Raw genomic sequence first — 25,585 nt, forward strand, 5'->3', positions numbered from 1 at the left:
TTGCAAGCGGATAGCGCGCCTCTTAAATTACAGTCCATCCGGGCGGCGATGGGAAAGGATAGTCTAAAGTGGTTATCGCAATTAGAACTTTACCCGGAATTGGATTCTACTAACCGTTATCTTTTAGCTCAAGTCAAGCACGGCGCCAAGAAGGGGACAGTTTGTTTAGCTGAGGCCCAGTCAGCAGGCAGAGGGCGCCATGGGCGTCTCTGGGTGTCGCCCCTCAGTGGTAATATCTATCTCTCATTGCTATGGTGCTTTTCTAAAGGCCCGCGCTTTCTCTCAGGCCTGAGTATAGCCGCTGGTGTGGGTGTATTACGTGCCCTGCAAGACCAAGGTGTGACTCAAGTAGGCTTGAAGTGGCCTAATGACGTGCTCTGGGATGATCGGAAATTGGGTGGTATTCTAGTAGAGCTGGTGCCCAAGGAGGGGGGTACGGGCGCAGTAGTAGGGGTAGGAATTAATGTAAACATGCCTATTCCCTATAGGGAACAATTAGTTCAGCCTTGTACTGATTTAGCGGAAGCTGCTCAAAACCGGTCGATAGATCGTAATTATTTGGCTGGACGCCTCATCCATCATTTTTTATTGATAATGCATAGTTTTGAGCGCTGGGGGCTTAGGGATTGTCTTGATGATTGGCGTAGATGGGACGCCTGCTATCAACGGGAAGTCTATTTATATGGGGACAGTAAGGTGATCAGTGGTATTGCTTGTGGTATTAATGAGGAGGGAAACTTGTTATTACAAGAAAAAGAGGGAATATCATGCTACCTTTGCGGGGAAGTAAGTTTGAGGCCAGTTAAGTGATTCTACTGGTGGATATTGGTAATAGCCGGATTAAGTGGGCCCGGCTAGACGGCGGTAAGCCTGCCGATATGGGGGCGGTGGCGCGGGGTAAGACGGGTATCAAGCGGGTCTTGTCCAAGGCTTGGAAAGAGTTTGACGATGTTAACCGGATTGTTGTTGCCAACGTCGGTGGGCCAAAAGTTGCGGAACAACTGGAACAGTGGCTGCAAACTCACTGGCAGATAGCGCCCGAGTTTTTAACCGCCCGTAGTAATGGTTATGGGATACGTAATGCTTATTCCAAACCGGAAACTTTGGGGATAGACCGTTGGTTAGGACTGGTTGCAGCACGTCAACGTTATCGGGGCGGTGATCGTAAGAAAGCGGTATGTATCGTCGATTGTGGCTCGGCGATTACTCTTGATGTACTTGCCGCTGATGGCAAGCATTTAGGGGGGTTGATTATTCCTGGTTTGGCTATGATGCCGAAATTGCTAACCGATCATACGGCGGTCATCAACGAAACTACCGAAGAAGCATTGGAATATTCACTGCTTGCCAGTACTACGGGTACGGCAGTTAGTGCTGGTGCGTTGTATGGAGCGGTAGCTTTTATCGACCGCGTCAGCCATGATGTGGCAGTCGAAATGAAGGGAGAGCCTAAGCGCGTCATTACCGGCGGAGATGCGCCCCGGGTACTACCATTATTGCGAGATAAATACGAACATCTTCCTGATCTCGTTTTACGGGGACTCGCACGGGTAGCCAAGGATACTTCAAAGGTAAGGCGGGAAACGGGCCTGGATTGCGTAACTCAGTAAGTTTTCTTAAAATAACGGATTAATTTTTCCTTCCCTTAAGCTAGCAATATCTTTGTAATCATCATTGCCGGGTTAGCACAGTGGTAGTGCAGCGGTTTTGTAAACCGAAGGTCGGGGGTTCAAATCCCTCACCCGGCACCGATATTGCCGTGTTTTCAATCTTCACAATAATTTTTTCTTCTTGATATGCGTCTTGTTCGCAACTGGTTTCAGCGTCATTTTGCCGATCCTCAGGTCGTGGGTTTAGCCATTTTGCTCGCCGTCGGTTTTATCACCGTGGTGCTTATGGGGCGTATGCTGGCACCCGTGCTAGCTAGTTTGGTGATCGCTTACCTTTTAGAGGGAATTATAGGGTATATGGAGCGGTGGCATTGTCCTCGCTGGTTGGCGGTAACACTGGTATTTATTACCTTTATGGCCGCTCTGTTTTCAGTCATATTCGGCTTGTTGCCTTTACTCTCACAGCAATTAGCCGAATTCTTCCAGCAACTACCCATTATGATTGCCCGTGGGCAAGAACTCTTGTTGAGTCTGCCTGAGTATTATCCGAATTTGTTTTCTGATGAACAAGTCTATGATTTAATGAATGCACTTCGTTCCGAGCTTGCCCAATGGGGGCAGAAGGTACTTTCCGTGTCTTTAGCCTCGGTAATGGGTCTGATGACACTCGCCGTGTATCTCGTTATCATGCCATTGCTGGTGTTTTTCTTCCTCAAGGACAAAGCCCGGCTGATTGGTTGGCTTGAACAATACCTCCCACGGGAGCGGAAATTGGCCGCTCAAGTTTGGCATGACGTGGATTTTCAGATTGGAAATTATGTCCGAGGGAAATTCCTCGAGATTTTGATTGTATGTGCAGTGACTGCCATCACCTTTACTTTCATGGGATTGCAGTTCTCAATGCTGTTAAGCGTTCTAGTGGGACTGTCAGTTATTATCCCCTATATTGGCGCAGTTGCGGCTACCTTGCCGGTAGCTTTTGTTGCTTATTTCCAATGGGGTTTTAGCATTGATTTCGCTTATTTGCTTGGCGCCTATGGGATTATCCAAGCCTTGGACGGTAACGTTCTGGTACCCTTGCTGTTTGCTGAAGTAGTGGATTTGCACCCGGTAGCGATTATTGTTGCTATCTTGGTTTTTGGTGGGTTTTGGGGTTTCTGGGGAATCTTCTTTGCTATTCCTCTGGCTACCCTCGTGCAAGCGGTGCTTAAGGCTTGGCCCAGTCTTCCTCCTCCAGAAGAGTCCGCTATACTTTAGCCAGCAGATGCTCTTGGTATTTGAGCAGAGGGAAGCGCCCCCAGTGCCAGCGGACTGTGGGAGCCTTGAGCCGCAAGATGGCAACTCAGGACTACTAGCACCTTCTTGGAGCTTCCCAGCCTTAAAAGGCGTCTTACAGCTGCTTACCCAGCGGGCGTTTTTGGAAAAGATAGTTATAGCGCCATATTTTTTCCGCTGAGATCGTGGCTTTTCTTGCAGAAAACTTACAATTGAATAGGACGCCTGGAGGTATAAATGACCATATTCTCTCTGCTTTTGCAGCCTGATGAGCTAGCGCGGCGGTTGGATAAGAAAAATTTGCTGCTCATTGATCTTGGTAATGAAGAATCCTACCTGGCGCACCACGTACCTGGTGCGGTACATCTTGATTACACACATATTGTAGCGGCTCGTCCTCCGGTGATGGGGCTTTTGCCTGATGAGCATCGTTTAAGCCGGGTGCTATCCCAGTTGGGGTTTACGCCGGCGAGCCATGTCATTGCTTATGACGCAGAGGGGAATGGTCGTGCTTCTCGTTTTCTCTGGACCTTGGAAGAGTTAGGACATGAGCGTTTCTCGTTGCTTGATGGGGGATTGAAGGCATGGTTAGCTGAAGGATATCCGGTAGAGGAAGGGCGACAAAGTCGGCAGCCTAGCCACTTTCATGGGCACTATCAGGGTAATAAAGCCATCGATAAAGAATATATTTTGGCCCATTTATCCGATCCTAAGGTTGTGATTCTAGACGCTCGTTCTCCGGCTGAATATCATGGCGAATATGTCCGCGCCCAACGTGGGGGGCATATTCCAGGCGCGGTGAATTTTGAGTGGACTCAGGCTATCGACCAGGAGCGTAATTTACGATTTAAACCCATGGAGGAACTGCGTTCCAGCTTGGAAGCTTTGGGGATTACTCCCGATAAGGAAATTATCTGCCACTGCCAGACGCATCATCGCTCGGCCCACACCTGTATGGTGCTGAAATATTTAGGGTATCCCAAAATTAAGGGTTACCCGGGTTCTTGGTCGGAGTGGGGGAACGATCCAGATACGCCTATTGAAGTGTAAAAAAACGATGACAGCGCTGCCTCATCTGAAAATCGCGAATGATCGCAGCGAATCTATCCATGTGCTGCAGCTAACGGATTCCCATTTGCTGGCGGATTCGGAGGCTTTTTTATGGAACGACTTAAATACCCGTAGGTCATTGGTAGCAGTCCTTAACCATATTCAGCAACAAGATCTTCTGGGAGATCTGATGGTGATAAGTGGCGATATTGCCGAAAAGGCTGAACCGGAAGCGTATCATTGGTTGCTGGAGTGTTGCCAAGCATTAGGGCTGCCGGTTTACTGCCTTCCCGGGAATCATGACGATCCAGTGCTTATGGATGAGATTCTGAACGAGATGAATGTTAGCACCGAGCCTTTAGTTGCGCGCAAGAACTGGCAGCTTATTTTTCTTAATTCCGTTGTTCCTCGGCGAAGTTATGGACATTTAAGCAAAGGACAATTGGACTTTCTTGACTGTAGCTTAGCCGATAGACTCGATTTGCATACGTTCGTTTTCCTTCATCATCCTCCCGTAGCCCTAGGAAGTCCTTGGATGGATGCCATGGGATTGGATAATGCGGCGGATTTTTTTGCAATATTGGATATGTATCCCCAGGTGCGGGGTATTGCCTGGGGTCATGCCCATCAGGAATTCCATACCGAGCGTCGAGGAGTTCAATTATTAGGTAGCCCTTCTACCTGCGCCCAATTTGCTCCTGGCAGTGAGCATTTTCAACTGGACCAGCGAGGACCGGGCTATCGCTGGCTGATATTATTGCCCGATGGTCAAATCGAAACTCGGGTTTATTATGTGGATTATCCTGCTCGATAGAGGGCGGTTGCCGCAGTTTGAACTTTCCTGGGTTCGTGGGAGCAGAGCCCAAAGCAAGTGGAAAAATAATTTGCTGAAGGATGTCTAAGCCAACCTTTTTTGTAGTTGCCGTAGCTGTGTTTCTGTTTCACGGTAACCGCTTTCTTGCCTTGCGCCGCAGTACTTCCAAGGCGGTAGCGCCAGGGGCATGGGAGGTGGTTTCAGGTAAAGTCGAGCAGGGCGAATTACCCTATGAGGCTGCCCGGCGGGAAACCTATGAGAAAACAGGGATAACGGTTGCTTTGGATGAACGACCTGTCACCGCCTATCAGGCTGATTATGGCATGGCACCTATGATAGTGCTGGTCTATCGTGGAAAAAGGCTAACAGGGGAGGCTCGTCTTTCCAGCGAGCACGAAGCCATGGCTTGGATCACCGAGGATGAATTTGCTCAATTGTGCCGCTATAGGGAACTCGTGGAGGCGGCTCGGCAGGCCGCTAAATTGCCCTGGTGTGAAGGTTAGTAGGGAATTTATCTTTCAGGAATATGCGCTATTCCTCGGGGAGGACGTGCGCCTGATCCATCGTTATTCGCTGGGAAGACATATATAAACGCCGACTGGGAATTGTCCCCGCGTGAGGATGCTTATTGAAATTTTTTTTAAATTCCGCATAATAGGTGTTTCTGCTTTTGTGCGCCCGTAGCTCAGTTGGATAGAGTACCTGGCTACGAACTAGGGGGTCGGGAGTTCGAATCTCTCCGGGCGCGCCAGATAAATCAAATAGTTAATAACGGTCCCCTTATCAAACCATTATCTTTTTTAGCAAAAATAAAAAATTACCCCCATTCTCCAAATCGCTTGGTGCCAGAAGCAAGCCGTCTTGGCTGATCTTTCGAATCCTGCTATCTGGCAATTTTTTAAACGGATTTAACCGTTCTGCCACCTCTGTAAGTAAAACCTGCGCGAAAACATCATGCTGAGCGGTCAGTTGCTCGAAAGTACTCCAGTGCATCCCTTTGGACTTCCACCCTCTACCTTAGGATACCTGGCTTCCAGCGTAGTTTTTCCCTGATTTTGTTTGCCCGCCGTGTTGAAAGCCGTTGGTGCGCCTGCCGATGATGATTAAGCGGCAAGGCCGCCCTCATCGGGCCCCATGAACACCCAGGCAGCCATCTCTTCGCGAGTGGCATCAAGCCTGTCCTTAAGCAGCGCCAAGGCTTTGGGATAGGCAATGAATTTTGCTTTTGTATCGCCGCTGCGCCCGTGCTTCTGCTGTTTTTGTGGGCAGTTTTTGCTTTGCTCAGCTGAAGGATCGAAGGTCATAACATGCTCCTCTATTTAAACCCGGTCGTTTCTATCCGAGGACATCCAAGGTAAACTATCTAAGTTGATAACAAGTAAAGGCTTTTATGGTTACGGTTATCCAACTGAGGTCATGAGGGCGCACTTTGCGTCCCTTATGAAAGCAGGGAGAAAAAGGGATAGCTGGGCCACTCCCAACCTTGGAAGTAATCCGCAAGCGGGAAGTTGGGCATTTGCTGGAGGGAGCGTCCGTATGGTTGCTGTGGCAAGTGCTGTTTCATAGCCCATAAGGCGGAGGGATTAATCCGAAGCTATGACACGACAAATGATCTCTAAGCAGCGCAGACCCAAATAGGCATAGATAGGGAGTTTATGAACCACGCCATTCACAACAGCATTGTCAATTTTATTTGGGGCATCGCCGACGACGTGTTGCGTGATGTTTATGTGCGCGGCAAGTACCGTGACGTTATCCTGCCGATGACGGTCATCCGCCGTCTCGATGCGCTGCTGGAGCCGACCAAGGAAAAAGTGCTCGTCATGAAGGCGCAGCTAGACGAGGCTGGGATCGCCAACCAGCATGCCGCGCTCTGCCAAGCTGCTGGCGAGGCTTTCTACAACGTTTCGCCCTTCACCCTGCGCGACCTGAAATCCCGCGCCAAGCTCCAGCAGCTCAGGGCTGATTTCGAAGCCTATCTGGACGGCTTTTCCCCCAACGTTCAGGAGATCCTCGACAAATTCAAATTCCGCAACCAGATCCCCACGCTCATCGAGGCGGATATCCTGGGCCATCTCATTGATAAATTTCTGGACACCCGCATCAATCTCAGCCCCAGGCCGGTGCAAGATATGGACGGCAACGAGCGGCTCCCAGCCCTCGACAACCATGCCATGGGCACCATCTTCGAGGAGTTGATCCGCCGCTTCAACGAAGAGAATAACGAAGAGGCCGGTGAGCACTTCACGCCCCGGGATGTGGTCAGGCTCATGGCCGACCTCATTTTTCTGCCAATCGCCGATGAGATCGAATCCGGTACCTACCTTGTCTATGATGGGGCCTGCGGCACCGGCGGCATGCTCACTGTGGCGGAGGAACGCCTGGCGGAGCTGGCCGCAAGCCACGGCAAGGAGGTCTCCATCCATCTCTTCGGCCAGGAGGTGCAGCCGGAGACCTATGCGATTGCCAAGGCCGATCTGCTGCTCAAAGGTGAAGGGGGCGGAGCCGAAAATATCAAGTACGGCTCCACACTCTCCAGCAGCGACCCATTCCTATCGCAGGAATTCGATTTCATGCTCTCCAATCCGCCCTATGGCAAGAGCTGGAAGTCCGATGTGGATCGCCTGGGCGGCAAGGACGACATCAAGGACCTGCGCTTTGTCACCCACCATGGTGGCGACCCGGCATACAAGATGATCACCCGCTCCAGCGATGGGCAGCTCATGTTTCTGGTCAACAATCTCGCCAAGATGAAGCCCACCACCCGCCTTGGCAGCCGCATCGCCGAGGTCCACAACGGCTCGTCGCTTTTTACCGGCGACGCCGGTCAGGGTGAGAGCAACATCCGCCGCTGGATCATCGAAAACGATTGGCTGGAGGCCATCATCGCCCTGCCGGAGAACATGTTCTACAACACCGGCATCGCCACCTACATCTGGGTGCTGACCAACCGCAAGCGCGAGAAGCGGCGGGGCAAGGTGCAGCTCATCGACGCCAGCGAATGGTTCGTGCCGCTGCGCCGCAACCTTGGCAAAAAGAATCGAGAACTCACCGAGGAGCACATCCGCGCCATCTGCGATCTGGTGGTGACTCCGGTCGAGACCGAGCAATCCAAGATCTTCCCCAACGAAGCCTTTGGCTATTGGAAGGTGACGGTGGATCGCCCGCTGCGTCTTGCTGTTGACCTGAGCCCAGCCCGGCTGGAACGGTTCGAGCGGACCTGCGCCAAGTCCAAGGAAGAACCGCTGGCCAACCTGGCCCGCCGCGTGGCCGGAGTCCTGGGTGCTGGCCCGCACCTTGATTTCAACGCCTTCATGGATGCCTGCGGCGCTGACGCCAAGGCGCATGGAATCAAGCTCACCGCCAAGCGCAAGAAGCTGCTGCAAAGCGAGCTGTGCGACACTCGCGAGGATGCCGCGCCGGTGCTCAAGAAGGTTCATAGGCCGGATAAGGCGACGCCCGATCCCATCCACGGCCTGTTCAAGATAGAACTCCCCTCTCCTAGAGGGAGAGGGGCCGGGGGTGAGGGGAAAATCCACGTGGTGGAATTCGAGCCGGATACCGCCCTACGGGACAGCGAGCAGGTGCCGCTCCTGGAAGAAGGCGGTATCGAGGCGTTCTTCCGGCGCGAGGTGCTGCCTTATACCCCGGACGCCTGGATCGACCCCGCTAAAATCCAGATCGGCTACGAAATTTCCTTTACCCACCATTTCTATAAACCCGCGCCCATGCGCACCCTGGAGGCGATCAAGGCCGACATCTACGCCCTGGAGCAGGAGACTGAGGGATTGTTGGAGCAGATTGTCGGGGAGGCTGAACGATGAAGCTGGTTTCCTATCCAGAATACAAAGACTCGGGTGTGCCGTGGTTGGAGAAGATTCCTAGGAGATGGAGGTTTTTTCGGGCTAAAAACGTTTTCTATCCTATCGATTTACGTTCTAAAACTGGGGCCGAGGAGCTTCTTTCGGTTTCTGAACGCCATGGTGTGACCTCTCGCAAAAGCGTAAATGTTACTATGTTTCAGGCTGCATCATACCAAGGCTACAAGTTGTGTTGGCCAGGCGATTTGGTCATTAACAGCCTTTGGGCTTGGATGCAGGGTCTGGGGTTTTCCAAATATCACGGAATTATCAGTACAGCATACGGCGTGTACCGTCCAAGGGTGAGGCGGGTATCAGACTTTAGATATTTTGACTATTTGCTTCGCTCCGCTGCTTACAAGTGGGAGCTTCGCGTTCGTTCCAAGGGTATATGGCGCTCTCGTTATCAATTGAAGGATGATGATTTCCTCAAGATGCCAATTTTGCTCCCAGAGGCCGAAGAACAAACCCAAATCGCCCGCTTCCTCGACTGGAAAACCGCCCAGATCAACCAATTCATCCGCAACAAGCGACGGCTCATCGAACTGCTCAAGGAGCAGAAGCAGAACGTCATCAACCAGGCCGTGACCCGGGGGCTCGATCCCAACGTCAGGCTCAAGCCCAGCGGCGTGGAATGGATCGGGGATATTCCGGCGCATTGGGAGACCACAAAGCTCAAGCGCGTGGTTAGCTTTAATCCATCAAAATCTGAGACACGAGCGAACTCGGCGGATGAAGAAAAGGTTGTCTTTCTTCCCATGGAGAACATCTCCGTCAATGGAGATATCGATTGCTCTGAAAAACGCCCTTTGTCCGAAGTCTGGAGTGGCTTCACCTATTTCCGACGCGGGGATGTGGTCATGGCGAAAATCACTCCCTGCTTTGAAAACGGGAAGGGAGCCTATCTGCAAGGGCTTGAGACTGGTTTTGGTTTCGGCACAACGGAACTGATTGTACTTCGCCCTTTAAAGGCCATCGACGGTGCTTTTCTCCGGTTCCTCATGTGGACCAAGCAGTTCTTATTGCTGGGCGAGCAATACATGACCGGCGCGGCTGGCCAGCAGCGGATTCCGTTGGATTTTGTGAAAAATTATCCAATTGGTTTGCCGCCAATTGAAGAGCAGCGGGAAATTCTTGCGCACATCCAAGAAAAGTCGGCGGAGATCGACCAAGCCCTCACCCGCGCCCAACGCGAGATCGAGCTAATACGCGAATACCGCACCCGGCTGATTTCCGATGTGGTCACCGGCCAGGTGGATGTGCGCGGCATCCAGGTGCCGAAAGTAGCTGACGAAGAACTTCTGGCACTAGATGAGGACGCCGCTGAGTCCGATGACCTGATCAATGATAGGGTTGAAATGAAGTCCGTGGGATGAGCAGGCAGGCGGAGAAAAAAATCATCATCATTGCCGGACCCAACGGCGCGGGGAAGACCACCTTCGCCGAGGAATTCCTGCCGAAGGAGGCGGCCTGCCCGCGCTTTGTCAATGCCGATCTCATCGCCGCCGGACTGGCCCCATTCGAGCCGGAACGGGCGGCCTTCCGCGCCGGGCGGTTGATGTTGGAGGAGATTCACAACCATGCCCGGAAAGCCGAAAGTTTTGCTTTCGAGACCACCCTGAGCGGCCGGGGCTATGCGGGCTTGATTCCCAACTGGCGGTCGGACGGTTATACCGTCAAGCTATTTTTTCTCCGGCTTGCCTCGCCGGAACTGGCCATTGCCCGGGTTCGGCAGCGGGTGCGCGAGGGCGGCCACAACATCCCCGAGCCGGTCATTCGGCGGCGTTTTACGGCGGGGCTGCGTCATTTCGAGAATCTCTACAAACCAGCGGTCGATGAATGGGCACTATACGACAATTCCGGTAGTGAACCCGTGCTTATTGAGGAAGGAGTGAAATCATGAGTCATCAGCCTGTCGATTCCGGCAAGAAGAACAAGCGGCGCGATCCCGATTTGGCAGCGGCGGAAATCGCCATGAAGCGGGCAGCGGAGAAGGCCCGGCAGAGGGCCAGAGAGGTGGGCGCGGGCGTTGTGGTGTGGAAGGATGGCCGCATCGTGGAAGAGCGGCAGAACGCACGGCCATAAAATGAATGGAAGTGGTGCGGATGAAGTCGACTGACACCAGCGAAAAGGGCCTGGAGTCCACCATCGTGGCCTCTTTGGTGGAGGAGGCAGGCTACGTCCAGGGTGATCCGCAGGATTTCGACCGGGAACACGCGGTTGATCGGGCCAAGCTAGTGCAGTTCCTTGCCGCTACCCAGCCCGATACCTTTGAAAATCTCGGCATCGAGCAGGACAGCCCCAAGCGCACCCAGTTTCTGCACCGGCTACAAGGGGAGATCGCCAAGCGCGGCGTGATCGACGTGCTGCGCGGTGGCCTTAAGCATGGCCCGGCCCATATAGATCTCTTCTACGGCACCCCAACGCCGGGCAATGTGAAGGCCGCCGAGCGGTTCGCGGCCAATCTCTTCAGCGTCACCCGTCAGCTCCGCTACAGCCGCGTTGGTACCGCGCTCTCCCTCGACCTGGCGGTGTTCATCAACGGTCTGCCTATCGCCACCTTCGAACTTAAGAACAAGCTCACCAAGCAGACGGTCCTTGATGCCGTTCAGCAGTACCAGCGGGACCGGGACCCGAAGGAACCGCTCTTTCAATTTGGTCGCTGCGTTGTGCATTTTGCCATGGACGACCACGAGGTACGGATGTGTACCCACCTCAAGGGCAAGGGCTCGTGGTTTCTGCCCTTCAACAAGGGCTACAACGACGGTGCGGGCAACCCGCCCAACCCTCATGGGCTGGCCACCGATTACCTGTGGAAGGAAATTCTCACCAAGGAGGGCTTGGTGGACATCCTAGAAAACTATGCCCAGGTGGTGGAGGAAAAGGACGAAAAAACCGGCAAAAAAAAGGACAAGCAGATTTTTCCCCGCTACCACCAATTGAAGGTGGTGCGGAGGCTGCTGGCCCATGCTCGGAAGAGCGGTGTCGGCAAACGGTATCTGATCCAGCACTCGGCAGGCAGCGGCAAGAGCAACTCCATCGCCTGGCTGGCGCATCAGCTTGTGGGGCTGGAGCAGGGGGGCAGGGCGTTGTTCGATTCGGTCATCGTGGTCACCGACCGGCGGGTGCTGGACAAGCAAATCCGCGACACTATCAAGCAGTTCGTCCAGGTCTCGGCCACGGTGGGCCACGCGGAACACTCCGGCGATTTGCGCAAATTCCTCAAGGTGGGGAAGAAAATCATCATTACCACGGTCCAGAAGTTTCCGTTCATCCTCGATGAGATCGGCGACGAGCACCGCGGAGCCAAGTTCGCCATCGTCATTGACGAAGCCCACTCCAGTCAGGGCGGCAAGACCACCGCTGCTATGAACCGCGTGCTGGAGGAGACCGCACCCTACGGTGATGAAATGGCTTCAGTCGAGGACAAGATCAACCAGATCATGGAAAGCCGGAAAATGGTGACCAACGCCAGCTATTTCGCCTTTACCGCGACCCCCAAGAACAAGACCCTGGAGATTTTCGGCGAGCCGGACCCCCAGCCCGACGGCACGGTGAAGCACTCCCCGTTCCACAGTTACACCATGAAGCAGGCCATCCAGGAGGGGTTCATTCTGGATGTATTGAAGCATTACACGCCGGTGGAGAGTTACTATCAGCTGGTCAAAGCGGTGGAGGACGATCCATTGTTCGATGCCAACAAGGCCCAGAAGGAGCTGCGCCGCTATGTGGAATCCCATGCGCATGCTGTTCGTGCAAAGGCCGAAATTATGGTGGACCATTTCCACGCCCAAGTGATTGGCCACCGCAAGATCGGTGGCCAGGCTCGGGCCATGGTAGTCACCCACGGCATTGAGCGGGCTATACAGTATTTCCACGCCTTCAAGGACTACCTGAAGGAGCGCAAGAGCCCTTATGCGCCTATCGTGGCTTTTTCTGGTGAGCATGACGACCCCGCCTGGAGCGGGGGCGGACGCCTGCAAGGCGCTCCTCAATACGGCGGCAAGAAAGTGACCGAAGCGGCCTTGAACGGCTTCCCCGGCAGCCAGATTCCAGACAAAATTCAACAGGACCCCTATCGCTTCTTGATCGTCGCTGATAAATATCAGACCGGTTATGATGAGCCGCTGCTTCACACCCTGTACGTGGACAAGGCGCTCTCCGGCATCAAGGCGGTGCAGACGCTCTCGCGCCTGAACCGCGCCCACCCGCAAAAGCATGACACCTTTGTCCTGGATTTTTGCAATGATTCGGATACTATTCAGCAGTCGTTCGAGCCCTACTATCGCGCCACGCTCCTCAGCGATGAGACCGATCCCAACAAGCTCCACGACCTCAAGTCCGATCTAGATGACTATCAGGTTTATTCCCAGGCGCAAATCGACGATTTGGTAGGGCGCTATCTGAGCGGCGCAGACCGGGACCAGCTTGATCCGATCCTGGACGTTTGTGCGACCACTTACAATGCGGATCTGGATGAAGACGGCCAGGTGGATTTCAAGGGCAAGGCCAAATCCTTCGTGCGTACCTACGGTTTTTTGGCCTCCATCCTGCCGTACTCCAATGCCGGCTGGGAAAAGCTGTCGATATTGCTGAATTTCCTAATCCCCAAACTCCCTGCGCCCAGGGAGGAAGATCTGTCTTGGGGTATTTTGGAAACCGTGGATATGGACAGCTACCGGGTCGAGGCGAGATCCAGTTTAAAAATTGGTCTTGCGGATCAGGAGGTAGAGATCGGTCCCGTGCCGACCAGCGGCGGTGGCCGCAAGTCGGAACCTGAACTGGATCAACTCAGTAACATCATCAAGGCGTTCAACGACCAGTTCGGCAATATTGAATGGAAGGATGCCGACAAGATCCGCAAGGTCATCGCGGAAGAAATTCTGATCAAAGTCAGCATGGACCTGGCCTACCAAAATGCCATGAAGAATAACGACAAGAAAACAGCGCGGATCGAACACGACGCTGCCTTGCAGCGGGTCATGATCGATCTGTTGGCCGATCACACCGAGCTGTACAAGCAGTTCAGCGACAACCCCTCGTTCAAGAAATGGCTGGGTGATACCATCTTCGGCGCGACCTACCAAAACGCACCTTGATTCGGGAAGGGTTTCTGCAATCTCTGCAACCCACCCTGTGGCCCTGGTTCCGGCTTTGTTACTTTTCCTTACTGCTTGAAAATTTTTGGCTGATTGGGCAATACACGAGCCTAACTCCCTGCCCGCTCAATTATTTATGCCATGTTGGCGAAACGATCCACAACGACGTTTTTGCGATCCTCGGATGCCAGAAGGAGAGAAAGCCTGTTACCGAGTAAGTGCCACGCCTGTTGCTGTTCGGCTCTTAGATCATGGCGTTGATAGATGCGCCTTAGCTTATTCTGTTCTACATGATTGATACACCGCTCAATGACTTCACCAATGACGCCCAATTCCCCCATCATGGTTGCACCGGTGCGGCGCAAATCGTGGGGCGTCCAGTTACCGCCCGCTAGCAAAAGAGTCCCCGTGGCCTTTGTGCGGTTAGTAAGCGGCTCGCTTCTCATCCGATCTTTGATCTGTTTGGCGATGGACTTCAAACAAATAGGGCGGAAGTCCGCACAATGATATTGTGAGCCTTAAAAGAGGCGTTAAAAGTCAGGAGAAGCAGATTGCTATGAGTATAGTAGGGATATTGATTTGGACTTTAGCCATGGTGGGCGCGGTAGTTTATGCCCAGTACCGCATCCCCTTTCATGCTACGAATACCACCCAAAGCTGGGTGGTCCGCTTGATGCTGGTGGTGGTAGGCGTGGGTGTGGGTTTTGTTTCGGTAAGCCGTTATCAAGGAAGTGCAAGTATGCCTCCAGTGCTAGCTTTTCTTAATGGTTTTGGCGCCGCGCATGTGCCGGCTGCTTTTATTTTATGGATGAAGGGGAGAGACAGCGTTCCTTAAATTTCCTCGTCTACATAGGTGACATGGCGAAAATAACGCTGGCCTTCAAAGGAAGCACCTAGCGAGCCCATCATTATTCCTAAGGAAGCGATAAACCCCGATAGCACTAAATAGTGCCGGAGATAAATATGGCCTTCCAGAGAGGCGGCCCATCCTTGAAGCAAGAGGGGATTATAGAAGATCTTCCCTAAGAGTAATACTAGCAGAAATAACACCAGGTAAGTGGTCGTCATTCCTAGGACCACCACCATGGTAATGGCAAGGTTGGTAATGACCGTTTGTTCGGTTAATGCGCGTTTGCCCCGATGCAGCAATAATTGTTGCCGTTTTAGAATAAACAGGCTGGTGCCAGTCAATGCCAGCAATGAAAGCCCAGTGACAAGCAGCGGCGGTTGGCTCATGCCTAGTTCCCAAACTTCAGCCGTGATGATCAGGACAAGCAAAGTAGAGATAGCTGCTGCTGTTAAACGGCTTAATCGAAAAGGAAACTGCCAAGGCTTAGCTTGTATGACAGCGCTGGCAATATCGCCGCGACTCCTTCCGAGGACTTTAAGATAGAAAAGCCATGGCCGTGTTTTGCCGGCTTGAGATTGTTCTTCTAAACGAATGTCTCCTACCTCTGCAAAAGCTTCAGCAAGTTGTGCTTGCTCTTTTTCTGAATAGCTTGTCATTCTCTCTAAGTCACGGATGATGTGGGGAGAATACATAAATCCCTTCGGATCATCTCTATGGGGTAAATCATTTAAATCACCCAGTAAGTGCATTCCCAAAGCAAAAATTTGCTGGCTCATGACTGTGTTATTTATATCATCGGTCGAGTGAAAAGCAAGCCGGGCGGTGGAGAGCACCGCCACGTTTATGGCCCGGGAGGGTATTGCCAAAGCGAAAGGCTTATAATAGCTTTTTAAATCAGCGCGAGTGACTACAAAAGCATAATCCCAGCGCCGTATTTCCCGCTCATGCTCGCCTTTTTGCAGTAAATCGGTGGGGGCTTCCAGGGTGCCGTGAGGCTGTTCGGTCCGTTTAATGACGGGCATCCGCCATTCAAATTGAGGAAAGTGCTGTTGCAGGTATTGGAGCATTTGAGCCCGTCCTTGAGAGATAGAAATTTCTTCTACGGACTCCATCTCATTAATAATCAGCCATCCTAATTCTATTGTGTTTAGAGAGTAAGATTGTAAGTTAGAAGCCATCTCAAGCTAACGTCTATTCAAATAAGCTATAACCATTATAATATTTTATCCATGCTAACATTAGGTAAAACAATTAATATGGAATTTCCAAAAAAGAGGTTAAGCAACGACACTCAAACGCCTCTCCTTATACTTTAACTTTTTCCCTTCCCCAAAGTTCTAATTGACCTTTCCTGCTGTGCTTAAGCAGAATGTCCTTATTTGCGCGGGCAGTATAAATTAACATAAATGATTAATATCTACCTTGTCAAAGTGGCGAGACTGGTTTAGATCTATCCAATTAACACACAATTGTAATGTGTGAATTAAATGTGCTTCTTGTAGCGTATAGAGCAAATGCTGGGGGGCATTCTATCAGGTCGCAATCGGATTCAATTTAGCGCATTGATGGTTCTAATAAAAACGCAAATTTGACAATGAAGTTGTAATATTTATTAGGTTGATAGTAAAAATATTAATGCAGGCTAATTTAACTTGTACTAGTATTAATGTGGAGTGCTTTTAGTAGAACTCAAAAATATTGCCGTCAGGGTTAAGGAAAAGTAAAACGTAGTAAAAATAAAATGCCACAGGAGGTATTATGATTTATAAAAACTTGAGTATAAGCGCGTTATTATTAGCGTTTTCGTTTGCGCTAGCAGGTTGTGATGTAGATAAAACGCAAGAAGGTGAGATGCCAGATGTTGATATCCAAACAGAGTCGGGCCAAATGCCAAAATATGATGTGGATACTCCAGATGTGGACGTGGGCACCGAGAAAAAACAGATAGAAGTTCCTGATGTGGACGTGGATACTGAAACAAAGGAGATAGAAGTACCTGACGTAGATGTAGACATGCCGAAAGAATAAGAAAACCAGGTTGGAAAAAGACTATCGTTAGTTTCGATAGTCTTTTTCCTTGGCGCTTGTATTAATGAGGAGACTATAGTAAATGAATACTGACACGCAGAGTTCTACAATGAAATGCGCACATGCTCCCTGCTCGTGTGTCGTCACCGCTGAGGAAGGCGTAAAGAAAGACGGACAAGTATACTGTAGTGAAGCGTGCGCTAGGGAGCAAGGCTGTGAACACGGCGCATGTGCTTGCCGCAACCAACAGGCTGGATAATAAGCTGTTTTCTAAAGATTATAGACAGCAGCCCGAGTTCATCATCCCATTATTTCTAATTGAAAATTAGTTCGTGAATTATATAAAGAACTGCGGAGGCAGAGCAGGGTATGGGGGAAATAGCAGTCTTTTAAGTTTTTCTCTACTGCCCCCCCTGTAATATTTTATTCTATTATCTGGCCTCATTACTTTTATTTAAATGCCCCTAGTAAGTGCTGGTAGCGAGGCGATACTTATCCGAGGAGCGGGGCAGAATCTTACGCTGCATAATTTACAATTTGGAGAGAGCGCTTTACAAAAACTAAAAGCATAAGCTATAAAGTATAAGCTACGAAAGTGTGAGGGTATATAGAGTGTGAAGGCCATGCTATGCAATCATTAAAAATGATAATAAATGCTGTCAGCGTTTTGTTGCGAGGCGTTGGGCAAGTTGTATTTCAGAACAATCCTATCTCAGGGCTGGTTATTCTAACCGGCCTTTTTTTTGCCTCTTTAACGGCGGGGGCAGCAGCGTTAGTGGGCGTGATCGTCAGCACTCTGACTGCAGTTTTATTAAAGGTTGACAAAGATCTTATTGGCGCTGGGCTGTTGGGTTTTAATGGCGTTTTGGTAGGGATCGCGATCAGTCTTTATAGTAGTCATAACGTCACCCTGGGTGATCTGCCCGTTTGGAAGATATGGTCTCTGGTTGTGATGGGCTCAGCTTTCTCAACGGTGGTGATGATGGCGCTAAGCAGATTTCTTTCTCCTTGGAACATGCCTGCTTTGACCATGCCCTTTGTGTTATGTGCTTGGATATTTGTGGGTTCGGTTGAGCATACCGTCAAGCTTGAAACGCCGGGCGCTTTGGAGAGCTATGCCTACCAACTTTTTCAACCTGAGATTGGCCACCGCATAGAAGAATACCGGCAGTATGCTTTAGAAACCTGGTACATTGGCATTGGCAAGGGATTCAGTGAGATTTTTTTGCAAGACAGCGCCATTGCCGGATATCTAATTTTACTGGGGATTCTCATTAATTCCCGTATCAGCGCAATCATGGGTTTTCTAGCAGCGTTGCTGTCTATTACGGCAGCCATGCTATTTGGTGTGACCGAGGAGAGTATTCGACTAGGGCTTCACAGTTATAATCCGATTTTAACCGCATTAGCGGTTGTCTTATTTGTTCGTTTTACTATTAGTTCTGGCCTCTATGCTTTGTTTGGCGTGGTAGTCACTGTTTGGGTGAGTTTGGCGGTTGGGCTTGCCCTCTATCACCTGGAATTTCCAGTGTACACTTTCCCCTTCGTCATCGTTACCTGGGCGCTGCTGCTCGGAGCGATGAGTGTTGGCAGGTTAAGGTATATCCTGCCGGCGGAAGCCCTTACCCCGGAAGCTAACTTGGCTCGCTTTGCGGCCCAGGAAATTGAGACGGACACTGAAAAAAGGCCCGCTTCGTCGCATCAGCCGAGTCCAGAAAAGCCGTTGGAGGATCAAAGGGAATAGGGATATCGCAGAACCCTAAAATCTTTAGTCCCCAGTGGGTTTATACGCTGATTTTATGAATTGAAGCGACCGGCCTATGAGAAAAATAGCTGTTTTTAAGCAGAAGCCTCATGAAGTGGCGGATGCTTGTCTTGCCAAAACTGACCTACTCCCTTTGACTTGGCCTGCTAAGCTTGAACTGGCTTATCAACGGGTGAAAATGCGTACTGTGCCTGTCCTGCGGCGTCACAAAGGACCGCTGCGGGTACAAAAACACCTTTATCCGGAAGGATCGGCAGTTTGTCAACATCTGATTCTCCATCCTCCCGGAGGAATCGCGGGGGGTGATACCTTGGATATCCAAATCCATGCGGGCTCCCATGCCTGGGCGCAGTTGACCAGTCCTGGGGCAGCAAAGTGGTACCGCTCCGAGGTTTCGCTGGCCCGGCAAAATCTGACCTTGAGCACAGAGCCTGGGGGCATCCTTGAGTGGTTGCCCCAAGAGACCATTTTTTTTGCAGGCTGTCAGACAGCGTTGGATACTACTATTGACTTGGCTGAGGATGCCAAGGTAATTGCTTGGGATATTATCGCCCTTGGCCGGCCTGCCAGTGGAGAGCGGTTTAATTCAGGGCGGATTCATCAACGATTTCGTTTGCGCCGCAATGGCCGCTTGCTTTGGAGCGAGCGGATGCAGCTGCTTGGCGGCAGCCGATTGCTGGAATCGCCTATTGGTTTTGCTGGCTATCCCGTGGCGGGCACCTTGCTCGCGAGTGGAGAATTGAATGATCAACAGTTAGCCGCTTGCCGCAGCCTTCCCATCGAAGGAGGTCGAGGCGGTTTAACTCAACTTCCAGGGCTCGTTGTCGCACGCTTTCTGGGTGAGGAAGCCGAGGCAGCGCGCAACTGGTTTATCGCCTTGTGGCAAGAACTGCGTCCCGCCTTATTGGGTCGCTCTGTATCTATTCCTCGTATTTGGAATACCTGAACTATTAAGGAGGTTTTATGGAACTCACCCCACGGGAAAAAGACAAGTTGCTAATTTTCACTGCGGGCTTGGTAGCTGAAAGACGCCGCGAGCGAGGTTTGAAACTCAACTATCCAGAGGCGGTAGCGTACATTTCCGCAGCCGTGCTGGAGAAAGCGCGGGAGGGTATGAGCGTTGCGGAGCTGATGCACCATGGCACGACTTTATTGACCCGGGATGACGTCATGGAAGGAGTGCCGGAAATGATTTCTGATATCCAGGTGGAGGCCACCTTTCCCGATGGCACCAAGCTGGTGACGGTCCACCATCCTATTGCCTAAAATTAATGATAAAAAGGAGGATCTATACCGATGATACCAGGGGAAGTACAAGCAGTGAGCGGAGATATCGAGTTGAATGCAGGCCGCCGCACGCTTTCTATCAGTGTAGCCAACACGGGTGATCGTCCCATCCAAGTGGGATCTCATTTTCATTTTTTTGAAACCAATGGCGCCTTGTCCTTTGATCGGGATAAGACCCGGGGGATGCGCCTGAATATCCCAGCGGGTAACGCGGTGCGTTTCGAACCCGGACAAAGCCGTACGGTGGAATTGGTGGAGTATGCGGGGCGGCGTCATGTATATGGGTTTAACGGCAAAATTATGGGGGCGCTATGAAAATTTCTCGGCAAGCTTATGCGGATACATATGGCCCCACTACCGGAGACCGGGTGCGTTTGGCCGATACGGATTTGTGGATCAAAGTGGAGCGGGATTTAACGACCTATGGAGATGAGGTTAAATTCGGTGGGGGTAAGGTCATCCGCGATGGCATGGGCCAAAGCCAGCTCCCCCGGGAGCAGGTTATGGACCTGGTGATTACCAATGCCCTTATTGTGGACCATTGGGGAATCATCAAGGCTGATGTGGGCATCAAAGATGGCCGTATCGCGGCGCTGGGCAAAGCCGGGAACCCTGACACCCAGCCTAACGTAGACATTAATATTGGGGCTGCGACCGAAATTATTGCTGGGGAAGGTAAAATCCTCACTGCGGGAGGTATTGATAGTCATGTGCATTTTATCTGTCCCCAGTTAGTGGAGGAAGCGCTGACCTCGGGGGTGACCACTCTGATTGGCGGCGGCACGGGCCCAGCAACCGGCACCAATGCGACTACCTGCACGCCGGGGTCCTGGAATATTGGACGGATGCTCCAGGCGGCAGATGCTTTCCCCATAAATATGGGTTTTTTAGGTAAAGGCAACGCCAGCTTACCACAATCCCTTGAGGAGCAGGTACGGGCGGGGGTGCTCGGTCTTAAGTTGCATGAAGACTGGGGTACCACGCCAGCCGCCATTGATAATTGTTTGAGCGTGGCGGAGCGTTTCGATGTGCAGGTCACCATTCACACGGATACCCTCAATGAATCCGGTTTCGTTGAGGATACGATTGCCGCTTTCAAGGACCGCACTATTCATACCTATCATACGGAAGGCGCTGGGGGCGGCCACGCGCCGGATATCATCAAGGCCTGCGGCGAGGCGAATGTACTGCCTAGTTCCACCAACCCGACTACTCCCTTCACGGCGAATACCATAGATGAACACCTGGACATGTTGATGGTTTGTCATCATCTGGACCCTTCCATTCCGGAAGATGTAGCCTTTGCCGAGAGTCGTATTCGGCGTGAGACGATTTCCGCCGAGGATGCTCTGCATGATATGGGAGCGTTAAGTATGCATGGTTCCGACTCCCAGGCCATGGGTCGAGTGGGGGAGGTAATTTTACGCGCCTGGCAGAATGCAGCGGTCATGAAGCGCGATCGGGGCACTTTGCCGGAAGATAAGGCTGACCATGATAATTTCCGTATTAAGCGTTATATCGCCAAGTACACGATTAATCCGGCGCTTACCCATGGAGTAGCCCACGAGATCGGCTCGATAGAAGTAGGGAAGCTGGCGGATTTAGTGCTGTGGAAGCCGGCCTTTTTTGGAGTCAAGCCAAGTTTGGTGCTAAAGGGAGGTATTATTGCGACTGCTCCCATGGGCGATCCCAATGCCTCTATTCCTACCCCGCAACCGGTGCATTATCGCCCCATGTTTGGCAGTTTTGGCGGCTGCCGCACCGCGAGCTGCGTCAGCTTCGTTTCCCAGGCAGGGTTGGATGAAGGCATTGGTGAGAAGCTGGGCCTCCAGAAACGGCTTGTGGCGGTGAAAAATATTCGTGGCCTGCGCAAAAGCGATCTGATCCATAATAATGCTCTGCCGCGCATAGAAGTAGACCCCCAGAACTATCAAGTGCGCGCCGATGGCCAGCTGTTGTGGTTTGAGCCCTCTAAGGTTCTGCCCATGGCTCAACGTTATTTTCTATTTTAGCAGGAACCCTTTAAGCTTATGCTGTGTTTCGAGCGGCGTCTGCCTAGAGATACTCCCGCGGATGTGGAGATGGCTTTTACTTTTGAACAGCGGGAGCGCAGTCGGTTGCGCTTCCAATTACCCGATGGCCGCGAGGCCGCTTTTCTTATCGAACGGGGCGCACCTTTGGCAGAAGGAGAACGTTTGGGAACGGCGGAAGGCCTGGTGCTGGCCATCCAGGCTGAGCCCGAGCCATTGATGGAGGTACGTTCCTCCGATTCGCTTGCTTTAGTTCGGGCTGCCTATCATCTGGGCAATCGCCATGTGCGTTTGGAGATAGGAGCGCACTGGCTGCGTTTACCGCCGGATTATGTGTTGCGGGATATGCTAACGCGTCTCGGCGTGGAAGTCTTTGAGGTTACCGCTCCTTATCAACCCGAATCGGGTGCTTATGGAGGAGGCCATCATCATAGTCACAGCCATCATGAGGGGGATGAATTCCATTCCCAGCCCCGCTTGCACCATTTCGGAGAGCGCCAATGAACAGTCTTTGGCCCTTGTTGCGCTTAGCAAGCCCGCAACTACCTATTGGCGCCTATACCTACTCCCAAGGGCTAGAGAGTGCTATCGATCAGGGTATTATCTGGGATTCCGACAGTGCCCATATCTGGCTCTCTGACCAATTAGCCATGAACATTGCCTGTTTTGAAGCGCCTCTGTTTGCCCGTATGTTGGAGGCAGCAGCCCAGGGGCAGTGGCGGGAGCTGTTTAATTGGGCGGAAGAGTATGTCGCCAGCCGTGAAACCCGTGAGCTATACCAGGAAAGTCGGCAAATGGGTTTTTCGTTGGTCCAATTGTTAAACGATTTGCCTGAGCTGGATGAGGCGATGCGGCATCAGCTGTTGAGTTTTGCGGAACCCCCTCTACCTTTGGTCTGGTCGGTGGCTGCGCGGACCTGGAATCTTGATACCCGAAGCGCGGTGGCTGCCTGGCTGTGGGGCTGGCTAGAAAACCAACTGGCGGCGTTAATGAAAGCGCTGCCTTTGGGCCAGCAGGCGGCTCAGCGGCTGCTCTCGCGGCTGTTGCCAGAACTGGATGAAGCCCTTGAGACTGCCCTGGCATGTTCTGATGAACAGTTGGCTAACGGTACGTTGGGCCTCTCGATCGCTTCTATGGACCATGAAATTCAATACACTCGTTTATTTCGATCCTAGGAGGTTTTTTAATAATGAGTAAGCAACCTTTGCGTGTTGGCATAGGAGGTCCGGTGGGGTCCGGTAAGACAACCCTTACCCTTTCTCTCTGTAATGCCCTGCGCAATCGCTACAATGTGGCCGTCGTTACCAATGATATTTATACCGAGGAGGACGCTCAATTTCTGGTGCGTCACCAGGCGCTCGCGCCAGAGCGGATTATCGGCGTGGAAACAGGTGGCTGTCCTCATACGGCGATTCGGGAAGATGCTTCTATTAATCTGGAGGCGGTGGCCCAGCTTAGCCAGCGTTTTTCAGGTCTCGATCTGATCTTGGTGGAATCCGGCGGTGACAACTTGGCGGCGACCTTCAGCCCTGAGTTGTCCGATTTAACCCTGTATGTGATTGATGTCGCCGCGGGTGAGAAAATCCCCCGTAAAGGCGGTCCTGGGATTTGTAAATCCGATTTGCTGATTATCAATAAGACTGATTTAGCTCCGCTCGTAGGCGCTTCCTTGGAGGTCATGGACCGGGATGCGCGCAAGATGCGTGGTGAGCGTCCCTTTCTGTTCAGTAATTTAAAAAGTGGGGAAGGGCTCGATCAGATCATTGATTTCATTGAGCGCCAAGGTCTGTTTAAAACCTAAGTTAAGAGGGAGAATTTATTGTGAAGACAAAGAAATACCTATCCATTCTTGCATTGCTACTATTTTCCGGTATTGCGTTGGCTCACCCCGGCCATACGGAACATGACCTTTCTGGCTTCATCAGCGGATTGTTGCATCCCCTGACCGGCTTGGATCACTTGTTGGCGATGTTTGCCGTGGGCCTATGGGCCGCTCAGCAGCAGGGAAAGGCGCGGCTAGTGGTGCCAGCAACTTTTATCTTGGCTATGCTGTTTGCCGGCCTGTCGGCAGCTTATCTTGGGATAACGCTGCCGTTTGTGGAGAATGCTATTGCCGTATCGGTGCTTGCCCTGGGTTTATTGGTTGCCCTAGCGATACGTTTGCCCCTGTTTGTAGCGATATTGGGAACAGCCTTGTTTGCCGTTAACCACGGCTATGCCCATGGGGTGGAGATTCCAGTATTGGCTAGCCCGGCCGGATTTGCCATGGGCTTCGTGCTGGCTACCATGGCGCTGCATGCCATTGGTTTTGGACTCGTCAGCTTTCTGCCTCCTCGTTTTGCTCCTCTTATCCGTATGCTGGGCACCTGTTCCGCAGGTGCTGGCCTGTGGCTGCTCGCCTCATAGGGCGGTTTCCTGGCCCGCGCAGTAACTATTCTTTGCGCGGGCTGTTTTTCTCACCTCTAGCAAATATTTAGGAAGAAATTCTATCTGGTCATAAAATCCTTTTTTGACTGGAGAAGACCGCCTGCCCGTGGATTTTAGGTAGTAGTGCTGTAACAAACAGTGGTTAGAATTTAATAAAATTACCAAAGAGGAAACACTTAAGGTGTCTCGAAGCAATGACAAGCAAGGGCATTACCGCTCAAGCATTGCGAGCGTCTTTATCCTGGCGATCATAGGGTTCCCTGGCGTAGTTCAGGCAGCAGCGGGTTACTATAAGTTCGATGAAACTAAATGGATAAGTGTCGGTGGTGGTTTAAAATCGAGCTTTAAGGCAACCGAGAACGGTGATGCAACAGGCGATGGTTGGAGCACCAATCCCACTATTAATAATTTTCGTATTTATGTTAATGGGCAGCTCCATAAGTATATTAAATTTGAGTTTAATACTGAGTGCGCGGCCTGCGAGGAGGAAGGGGATATCACGATATTGGATGGAATTTTAAAATTTGATATTACTGATTATTTTAATATTTGGTTAGGACGCATGCTAACCCCCGCTACCCGAGGGGAGTTAAGCGGTCCTTTTTTTCAAAATATTTTCGAATTTAACAGGACTCCCTTCTATCCTTCCGATTTTTCTGGCGAGAATCGTGAGGCGGGACGGTTTGGTCGTGATGAGGGGATGAATATTTGGGGCGCTTTAGGCGCGGAGAAAAGATTCACGTATGTGGCCGGTATATTTCGTGGCCATCGGGGTACCCCTAACCTCGGGGATGGTCCCCTGTATGCGGCGCGTGTGAGCTATAATTTCTGGAACGTAGAGCAAAATCCAGGCTATTACACCAGCAGCACCTATTATGGTACGGCAGGTGATATCTTTACCGTTGCCGCTGCTTTTCAATATCAAGATAATGGCGTTGGCACGAGTCAAAATCCGGCGGATTTTTTGGGAACCAATGCGGATCTCCTCATCGAGAAAGTGCTTGCCAATAAAGATGTGTTGACCCTCGAGGGAGAGTACCAATACTTTGTGCCTAATTTAAATCAAGCTGCGCTATCCGCCGCGAATTGCTTTTGCATCTTTGAAGGGCATGCTTATATGGCAACGGCGCTTTATCTGTTTTCTCAACAAGTATGGGTAGGTCAATTTCAGCCCTATATGCGCTGGACGGATAATAGGCCCAGTAACAGTTCAGACCGTAATGAGGTTGAAGTGGGCCTTAATTATGTTCTAGACGGACATGACGCTAGGATCTCTCTTTTTTACCAATACGGTGATATTAATACTAAGGGCAGGGTTTGGGTGCCTGGTGTGGAAGGGGAAAAAGTTAGTGCGGTGGGTATTGGTGTTCAACTCCAACTGCGTTAAAGCCGCTGGGTAATTATATTATCTGCAGCGATTCCTTAACGAAAGTGCCGCTTGAGAATCTAATTGAATATGACTAATCAATAAAAAATAAGAAGCGTTATAA

General features: G+C 51.4%; 27 protein-coding genes and 2 tRNA genes. 26 read left to right on the forward strand and 3 right to left on the reverse strand.

What is annotated here, in order from left to right:
* The 8 genes from NWAT_RS00900 to NWAT_RS00940 all read left to right on the forward strand — a co-directional run bounded on the left by NWAT_RS00900 (position 1) and on the right by NWAT_RS00940 (position 5,500).
* A complete protein-coding gene (locus NWAT_RS00900) occupies positions 1-810 on the forward strand; it encodes a biotin--[acetyl-CoA-carboxylase] ligase (protein WP_013219274.1) in 810 nt (269 codons plus the stop codon).
* Positions 807-1,610 (forward strand): type III pantothenate kinase, encoded by an 804-nt coding sequence (locus NWAT_RS00905; RefSeq protein WP_013219275.1) that lies wholly within the window; start codon positions 807-809, stop codon positions 1,608-1,610. The genes NWAT_RS00900 and NWAT_RS00905 overlap by 4 nt, the downstream gene beginning before the upstream one ends.
* 66 nt (positions 1,611-1,676) lie before the next feature.
* Positions 1,677-1,748 (forward strand) — tRNA-Thr (locus tag NWAT_RS00910).
* Positions 1,749-1,796: 48 nt separating this feature from the next.
* Positions 1,797-2,867, forward strand: a complete 1,071-nt coding sequence (locus NWAT_RS00915; protein WP_013219276.1) for an AI-2E family transporter — start codon at positions 1,797-1,799, stop codon at positions 2,865-2,867.
* Positions 2,868-3,122: 255 nt separating this feature from the next.
* Positions 3,123-3,935 carry a sulfurtransferase gene (locus NWAT_RS00925; RefSeq protein ID WP_013219277.1) on the forward strand — a complete coding sequence of 271 codons (813 nt, stop codon included), beginning with the start codon at positions 3,123-3,125 and terminating at the stop codon, positions 3,933-3,935.
* A gap of 7 nt (positions 3,936-3,942) precedes the next feature.
* Positions 3,943-4,749 carry a metallophosphoesterase gene (locus NWAT_RS00930; protein WP_013219278.1) on the forward strand — a complete coding sequence of 269 codons (807 nt, stop codon included), beginning with the start codon at positions 3,943-3,945 and terminating at the stop codon, positions 4,747-4,749.
* An 80-nt stretch (positions 4,750-4,829) separates the two neighbouring features.
* The gene (locus NWAT_RS00935; protein WP_013219279.1) at positions 4,830-5,252 is read left to right on the forward strand and encodes an NUDIX domain-containing protein; all 423 of its coding nucleotides are present in this window, start codon (positions 4,830-4,832) and stop codon (positions 5,250-5,252) included.
* Between the two features lie 171 nt (positions 5,253-5,423).
* Positions 5,424-5,500 (forward strand) — tRNA-Arg (locus NWAT_RS00940).
* A 352-nt stretch (positions 5,501-5,852) separates the two neighbouring features.
* On the opposite strand, the gene NWAT_RS00950 is transcribed toward NWAT_RS00940, so the two are convergent.
* On the reverse strand, positions 5,853-6,053 hold the full coding sequence (locus NWAT_RS00950) for a hypothetical protein (RefSeq protein ID WP_041350372.1): 201 nt from the start codon (positions 6,051-6,053) through the stop codon (positions 5,853-5,855).
* A gap of 351 nt (positions 6,054-6,404) precedes the next feature.
* Between NWAT_RS00950 and NWAT_RS00955 the strand changes: the two genes are divergently transcribed.
* Genes NWAT_RS00955 through NWAT_RS00975 form a run of 5 tightly spaced genes read left to right on the forward strand, consistent with a single transcriptional unit; the run spans position 6,405 to position 13,708 of the window.
* Entirely contained in the window at positions 6,405-8,573 is a 2,169-nt protein-coding gene (locus NWAT_RS00955) for a type I restriction-modification system subunit M (RefSeq protein ID WP_013219280.1), read from the forward strand.
* Positions 8,570-9,985, forward strand: coding sequence for a restriction endonuclease subunit S (locus NWAT_RS00960; protein WP_013219281.1), 1,416 nt, complete (start codon positions 8,570-8,572; stop codon positions 9,983-9,985). Before NWAT_RS00955 ends, NWAT_RS00960 begins: the two co-directional genes overlap by 4 nt.
* On the forward strand, positions 9,982-10,512 hold the full coding sequence (locus NWAT_RS00965; RefSeq protein WP_013219282.1) for a zeta toxin family protein: 531 nt from the start codon (positions 9,982-9,984) through the stop codon (positions 10,510-10,512). Before NWAT_RS00960 ends, NWAT_RS00965 begins: the two co-directional genes overlap by 4 nt.
* Entirely contained in the window at positions 10,509-10,694 is a 186-nt protein-coding gene (locus tag NWAT_RS00970) for a hypothetical protein (protein WP_013219283.1), read from the forward strand. Before NWAT_RS00965 ends, NWAT_RS00970 begins: the two co-directional genes overlap by 4 nt.
* A gap of 20 nt (positions 10,695-10,714) precedes the next feature.
* Positions 10,715-13,708, forward strand: coding sequence for a type I restriction endonuclease subunit R (locus NWAT_RS00975; RefSeq protein ID WP_013219284.1), 2,994 nt, complete (start codon positions 10,715-10,717; stop codon positions 13,706-13,708).
* A 134-nt stretch (positions 13,709-13,842) separates the two neighbouring features.
* Here the strand turns inward: NWAT_RS00975 and NWAT_RS00980 are convergent, their stop codons facing one another.
* Entirely contained in the window at positions 13,843-14,154 is a 312-nt protein-coding gene (locus NWAT_RS00980) for a site-specific integrase (protein ID WP_041350374.1), read from the reverse strand.
* A 110-nt stretch (positions 14,155-14,264) separates the two neighbouring features.
* On the opposite strand from NWAT_RS00980, the gene NWAT_RS00985 reads away from it, so the two are divergent.
* On the forward strand, positions 14,265-14,543 hold the full coding sequence (locus NWAT_RS00985) for a hypothetical protein (protein ID WP_013219285.1): 279 nt from the start codon (positions 14,265-14,267) through the stop codon (positions 14,541-14,543).
* Here NWAT_RS00985 and NWAT_RS00990 read toward each other — a convergent pair.
* Positions 14,540-15,736 (reverse strand): hypothetical protein, encoded by a 1,197-nt coding sequence (locus NWAT_RS00990; RefSeq protein ID WP_013219286.1) that lies wholly within the window; start codon positions 15,734-15,736, stop codon positions 14,540-14,542. The two genes, NWAT_RS00985 and NWAT_RS00990, sit on opposite strands and share 4 nt — an antisense overlap.
* A gap of 580 nt (positions 15,737-16,316) precedes the next feature.
* On the opposite strand from NWAT_RS00990, the gene NWAT_RS00995 reads away from it, so the two are divergent.
* The 12 genes from NWAT_RS00995 (at position 16,317) to NWAT_RS01045 (ending at position 25,482) form a co-directional block, all read left to right on the forward strand.
* Complete coding sequence (locus tag NWAT_RS00995; protein ID WP_013219287.1) at positions 16,317-16,586, forward strand: hypothetical protein; 270 nt, start codon at positions 16,317-16,319, stop codon at positions 16,584-16,586.
* A 109-nt stretch (positions 16,587-16,695) separates the two neighbouring features.
* A complete protein-coding gene (locus NWAT_RS15845) occupies positions 16,696-16,845 on the forward strand; it encodes a metallothionein (protein WP_231561856.1) in 150 nt (49 codons plus the stop codon).
* 384 nt (positions 16,846-17,229) lie between these two features.
* Entirely contained in the window at positions 17,230-18,330 is a 1,101-nt protein-coding gene (gene yut / locus NWAT_RS01000; protein WP_232420174.1) for an urea transporter, read from the forward strand.
* Positions 18,331-18,406: 76 nt separating this feature from the next.
* Positions 18,407-19,297 (forward strand): urease accessory protein UreD, encoded by an 891-nt coding sequence (locus tag NWAT_RS01005; protein WP_013219289.1) that lies wholly within the window; start codon positions 18,407-18,409, stop codon positions 19,295-19,297.
* A gap of 17 nt (positions 19,298-19,314) precedes the next feature.
* The gene (gene ureA / locus NWAT_RS01010) at positions 19,315-19,617 is read left to right on the forward strand and encodes an urease subunit gamma (protein ID WP_013219290.1); all 303 of its coding nucleotides are present in this window, start codon (positions 19,315-19,317) and stop codon (positions 19,615-19,617) included.
* 30 nt (positions 19,618-19,647) lie between these two features.
* Positions 19,648-19,953 (forward strand): urease subunit beta, encoded by a 306-nt coding sequence (locus NWAT_RS01015; RefSeq protein WP_013219291.1) that lies wholly within the window; start codon positions 19,648-19,650, stop codon positions 19,951-19,953.
* Positions 19,950-21,650, forward strand: a complete 1,701-nt coding sequence (ureC, locus tag NWAT_RS01020) for an urease subunit alpha (RefSeq protein ID WP_013219292.1) — start codon at positions 19,950-19,952, stop codon at positions 21,648-21,650. The genes NWAT_RS01015 and ureC overlap by 4 nt, the downstream gene beginning before the upstream one ends.
* A gap of 18 nt (positions 21,651-21,668) precedes the next feature.
* A complete protein-coding gene (gene ureE, locus NWAT_RS01025) occupies positions 21,669-22,172 on the forward strand; it encodes an urease accessory protein UreE (RefSeq protein ID WP_013219293.1) in 504 nt (167 codons plus the stop codon).
* Positions 22,169-22,843, forward strand: a complete 675-nt coding sequence (locus tag NWAT_RS01030; RefSeq protein WP_013219294.1) for an urease accessory protein UreF — start codon at positions 22,169-22,171, stop codon at positions 22,841-22,843. The genes ureE and NWAT_RS01030 overlap by 4 nt, the downstream gene beginning before the upstream one ends.
* A gap of 14 nt (positions 22,844-22,857) precedes the next feature.
* Positions 22,858-23,469: an urease accessory protein UreG gene (gene ureG / locus NWAT_RS01035; protein ID WP_013219295.1), complete on the forward strand. Its 612-nt coding sequence runs from the start codon at positions 22,858-22,860 to the stop codon at positions 23,467-23,469.
* A 20-nt stretch (positions 23,470-23,489) separates the two neighbouring features.
* A complete protein-coding gene (locus NWAT_RS01040) occupies positions 23,490-24,074 on the forward strand; it encodes a HupE/UreJ family protein (protein ID WP_013219296.1) in 585 nt (194 codons plus the stop codon).
* A gap of 202 nt (positions 24,075-24,276) precedes the next feature.
* Entirely contained in the window at positions 24,277-25,482 is a 1,206-nt protein-coding gene (locus tag NWAT_RS01045; protein WP_013219297.1) for a hypothetical protein, read from the forward strand.
* Positions 25,483-25,585: the final 103 nt, after the last annotated feature.

The sequence above is a fragment of the Nitrosococcus watsonii C-113 genome (assembly GCF_000143085.1).
In the GTDB taxonomy this organism is placed as follows: domain Bacteria; phylum Pseudomonadota; class Gammaproteobacteria; order Nitrosococcales; family Nitrosococcaceae; genus Nitrosococcus; species Nitrosococcus watsonii.